Here is a 4,251-nt window from a genome sequence, read left to right on the forward strand (position 1 = left end):
GGGTATATATAGTCAAGGGGCCCTTTCGGGGGGTTCTGCTTCCGCAGGTCCCCGTGGAGTACGGGTGGGATCGGGAGACCTTCCTGGATCACGTATGCCTTAAGGCCGGGCTTCCTCCCCGTTGCTGGGAGGACCCGGATACCGAAATCTATCTCTTCACCGCCGAGGTCTTCAGCGAGGCCGAATTCGGCCTTGCCCCGGAGAAAAACTTTTAATAGTATAGCGCCATGGACAAGCGGAACCTCTATTTCATTGTCGTTTCCGAGGATCAGCCCACCCGGAGGTTTTGCCTCTCGAAGCCTTTCCTGAAACTGGGGGTGGTGGTTCTCCTTCTGCTCCTGGTGTTGAGTCTCGGGGGTCTGTTCTCCTTCGGCCAGCTGGTCAAGACCCGCCGCCACCTGGTCCGGTTACAGCAGAATCTCCGGGATCTCCAGCGCGAGAACCAGAGCCTTCGCCGTCGGGTGGCCCTTCTGGAAAAGGAGAAACAGGAATTGCTGGCCGGCGCGGTGGGGGAACTTCGTGCCCGTTCCCGGGTGATCGAAGAGCTGGTCTCCAACCTGGGGCTCAAACGCTACGTCCCCCGTCGCAAGAAGACCTACCGGGGCGGGCCCTATCGGGCTCCCTCTCCGGCCGAGGGCGGGCCCTATCTACCTCTCAAAGGGGTCTCCCTTTCCCCTGCCGAGTATCAGGATCTTCTTTCCACAGTAGATGCCTATCTGCGGGTCCTTTCCCGGGTACCCATAGGTTCTCCCTGCCGGGGGTGCTACCTTTCCTCGGGCTTTGGTCGAAGGCGCGACCCTTTCACCGGGAAACCGGCTTTTCACACCGGGGTGGATCTGGTGGGCTATTCCGGGACCCCTATAAGGAGCACCGCCGATGGAAAGGTGATCTATGCCGGCTGGCACGGAGGTTACGGCAGGGTGGTGGTGATCCGCCACGGATATGGATACAGCACCCTCTACGGACACCTGAAAAAGATCGTCGTCCGGGCCGGGCAGAGGGTAAAACGAGGCCAGGTCATAGGATACCTGGGGAACACCGGGCGCAGCACCGGCCCTCATCTCCACTACGAGGTGCGCCGTTACGGCCGGTATCTCAATCCCTACCGTTTCATCCGGGTAAGGCTGGCCGGTCGTTGATGCGCTGGAAAAAGACTCCACCGGCCGAAGAGATGAACGCCTATATAGGTCCGGGGCTCAAACTGGAAGGACATCTGGTCTTTTCCGGCCAGGCCAAATTCGAGGGAGAGTTTGAGGGGGAACTGAAGGGAGACCGCCTGATCATCGGCGAAAGCGGGACCATCCGGGGCGGAGTGGAGGCCTCGGAGATCATATGTTTCGGCCGGATCGAGGGGAGGATCACGGCCCGGGTCCTCCATCTCAAAAAGACCGCCCGGGTGCAGGGAGAGGTCTATACCCAGAAACTCGCGGTGGAGGAAGGGGCCTTCCTGGAAGGGAGGGTCAAAGCGGGAGGGGAGCAAATTCCTCCTTCAGAGGGCGCGCCAGAAGCTCCTGCAAAGCCCGAGCCGGCGGCACCCCGGCGTAGAGTACTCTGAACACCGCCTCGGTGATGGGCATTTCCAGACGGAGGTCGTGGGCCAGCCTGCGCACCGCCTTGACGGTTTCCACCCCTTCGGCCACCTGGCCCAGATTCCGGAGGATCTGATCCAGGGGTTCGCCTGCGGCCAGACGCCTCCCTACCCGGTAATTACGGGAGAGGGGGCCGGTGCAGGTCAGGACCAGATCCCCCAGTCCGGCCAGACCGGAAAAGGTGAGAGGCCGGGCCCCCAGTTTCAGCCCCAGGCGTATCATTTCGGCCAGTCCGCGGGTAATGAGGGCGGCCCGGGCGTTCAGCCCCAGCTCCAGACCGTCGCTTATTCCCGAGGCGATGGCTATCACATTCTTGAGGGCCCCGCAGAGTTCCACTCCGCGCACATCCTCGCTGCGATAGATGCGGAAGACCGGCCGGGAGAGTCGTTCCTGCCAGAAGGAAAGCCGGGGGGTCTTCCCGGCCAGGACCACCGCCGTGGGCAATCCCCGGGCTACCTCCAGGGCGAAACTGGGCCCGGAAAGGACCATGTATTCTCCCTTCCCGAAGACCTGCTCCAGTATCTCCACAGGGGTGCAGAAGGTCTCCACCTCCAGGCCCTTTATCACCGAGAGCATAGGAGGCGGAACGGTGAGGACCCCGGTGGCCCTGCGGGCTGCCTCGCGTAACCCCTGACAGGGCACCGCCCATACCAGAAGCTCCGCCTCGCGGAGCACCTCCTGCCGGAGGGTGGCCTCCAGACCCGAGGGAAGCTTTATTCCGGGAAGATACCCTGGGTTTTCCCGATGGGTGTTGATGCTCTCCACCACCTCCCGGCGCCGGGCCAGGAGGATCACCCGGTGTCCGGCCTCGGCCCAGATCTTTCCCAGGGCCGTACCCCAGCTTCCCGCCCCTACTATAACTATCCTCATTCCTTCCTTCCGCACACCCTCCGCAGGTAGGCCTCAAGCCCCGGGCTCTGGACCTCTCCCTTCCCCCTGAGGGGACGAAAAGCCGCACAGGCCTCCCGTTTATCTCCCATCTTGAGGGATAAAAGTACCAGATTCAACCGGACCTGCGGATCCTCCCTGAGGCGCAGGGATTCCCGAAAGGCCTTCCGGGCCTCGGAAAGACGCCCCAGAAGCCACAGGCAGGCCCCGTAGTTGTTGAGAACCCCCGGGTCCCGGAAACGGGCCAGGTAACGGCGATAATAATCCAGGGCCTCGGCACAGCGACCTTGCTTACGCAAAATCTCCGCCCGCACCAGATACCCCCGCAGGACCTCCGCCGGGGAAAGAGGCACCCTTTCCCCGGATTTCCTCACCGGGGAGGCGGAAGAAGCCTCGCCGGAAGGCGCCCGCGACTTCGCCGAGGAAGGAGGGGATTTTTTTACCGGAAGGACCACCCGTTTTTCCGGAAGGGAGGCCGTCTTTCGCGGGGACGAGGGAGGCTTCTTTTTCCGGGGATGCTCCGGGGACGAACCACCCGCAACCTTAAAAGATCTGTGGATCGGAGGTCTTACCGGACCGAAGGAGGGAGTCGAAGCGTACCAGAGTCGAAAGGCCCAGAAGCTTCCCAGAGCGGAAAAAAGCCCCAGCAGGAGCAGTCCGACCCGGATCCATCTCCCTCCTCCCCCGGGCTTCACCCCGGAAGAGGGAAAGCGGGGACCTTCCCTTCCCCGATTCTCGATCTGCCGCAGGATTTCGTAGAGTTTGCTCATACCAGGGAAACCCGGAGCAGAATCACCAGCTCCACCTTCTCCCGGGAGCGGCGGGAATGGGTAAAGAGGGCCCCCAGGCCGGGAAGCCGCCCCAGCCCCCACACCCGACGCGTTTCGTGATCCTTCTTATCCAGGATGAGCCCTCCTATGATGACCAGATCGTGCGGAGTAACCCGGATCACGGTGCTCATCTCCCGGAGGTTCACCTGGGGGAGGGTCACCACGGTATTGGTGCCGAACTCCTCCCTGCGGAGTTCCACCAGATCGCTCTTGATGGGCACGATATGCAGAATAATCTGCCCGGAATCGGTAACCCGCGGGGTTACCCCCAGGAGCAAGCCGTCGAAGATGGCGCTGGTATCCACGGTGGTCTGAGTCTGGGAGATGTTTTCCGAGGAGATCACCTCCCGGTTGATCTCCCGCACGTATCCCACGGAACGTCCCACACTGATGAGGGCCGGCTGTCCGTTCAGGACCCTTATGCGGGGATTGGAGAGAATATGCACCCGGCCGTAGTTTTCGAGCAGCTTGAGCACCCCCTCAAAGGATGGGCGGTGCTGATAGGAGAAGGTAAGCGTGGGCATTCCGGTGCGCAGATCCAGGGTGGCGGTAGAGACCGTGGGCAGACGGGTATCGCGCAGGGTAAGCCAGTCGATACCCAGATCATGGCCCCGGGAGAGATCCACCTCCACGATCTTGGCCTCGATCAGGACCTGACGCCCGTAGCGTTTCTTGAGACGTTCCACCAGTTCCGCCACCCGGCGCACGTTGGAGGGATGATCCCGAACAAAGAGATTTCCGGTAAGACGGTTGAAGGTAAAGGTGCCGTCTCTGGAAAGCAGGGCCCGCACCGAGGTCTCGATCTGACGGTACATATCCGTGCTCTTCCGGTTCACCTCTCCGCTGATCTCGTACTGCCCCTTGAGGGGGGAGACGAACTCCGCTTTCCCGGCTCCGCCGGAGGTGGTGGAGGAGGTACCGCCCCCCCCGGTACCGGCCAGACC

At 62.2% G+C, this 4,251-nt stretch carries 5 protein-coding genes and 1 pseudogene; 3 read left to right on the forward strand and 3 right to left on the reverse strand.

Annotation, left to right across the window (positions count from 1 at the left end; all coding sequences use genetic code 11):
* The 3 genes from F8J34_RS01080 to F8J34_RS01090 form a co-directional block, all read left to right on the forward strand.
* A partial coding sequence (locus F8J34_RS01080; RefSeq protein WP_297055536.1) for an AMMECR1 domain-containing protein occupies nucleotides 1–215 on the forward strand: 215 nt, incomplete at its 5' end.
* A gap of 12 nt (nucleotides 216–227) precedes the next feature.
* Nucleotides 228–1,139, forward strand: coding sequence for a M23 family metallopeptidase (locus F8J34_RS01085; RefSeq protein WP_297055539.1), 912 nt, complete (start codon nucleotides 228–230; stop codon nucleotides 1,137–1,139).
* Entirely contained in the window at nucleotides 1,139–1,555 is a 417-nt protein-coding gene (locus F8J34_RS01090) for a polymer-forming cytoskeletal protein (protein WP_297055542.1), read from the forward strand. Before F8J34_RS01085 ends, F8J34_RS01090 begins: the two co-directional genes overlap by 1 nt.
* Here the strand turns inward: F8J34_RS01090 and F8J34_RS01095 are convergent.
* The 3 genes and pseudogenes from F8J34_RS01095 to F8J34_RS01105 all read right to left on the reverse strand — a co-directional run.
* Nucleotides 1,461–2,459 carry an NAD(P)H-dependent glycerol-3-phosphate dehydrogenase gene (locus F8J34_RS01095; RefSeq protein WP_297055546.1) on the reverse strand — a complete coding sequence of 333 codons (999 nt, stop codon included), beginning with the start codon at nucleotides 2,457–2,459 and terminating at the stop codon, nucleotides 1,461–1,463. The genes F8J34_RS01090 and F8J34_RS01095 overlap by 95 nt on opposite strands.
* Nucleotides 2,456–3,247 carry a tetratricopeptide repeat protein gene (locus F8J34_RS01100; protein WP_297055548.1) on the reverse strand — a complete coding sequence of 264 codons (792 nt, stop codon included), beginning with the start codon at nucleotides 3,245–3,247 and terminating at the stop codon, nucleotides 2,456–2,458. The genes F8J34_RS01095 and F8J34_RS01100 overlap by 4 nt, the downstream gene beginning before the upstream one ends.
* A pseudogene (locus F8J34_RS01105) lies at nucleotides 3,244–4,251 on the reverse strand (hypothetical protein); the annotation flags it as partial. The gene F8J34_RS01100 and the pseudogene F8J34_RS01105, both read right to left, overlap by 4 nt.

It is taken from the genome of Thermosulfurimonas sp. (assembly GCF_015491435.1).
Taxonomy (GTDB): domain Bacteria; phylum Desulfobacterota; class Thermodesulfobacteria; order Thermodesulfobacteriales; family Thermodesulfobacteriaceae; genus Thermosulfurimonas_A.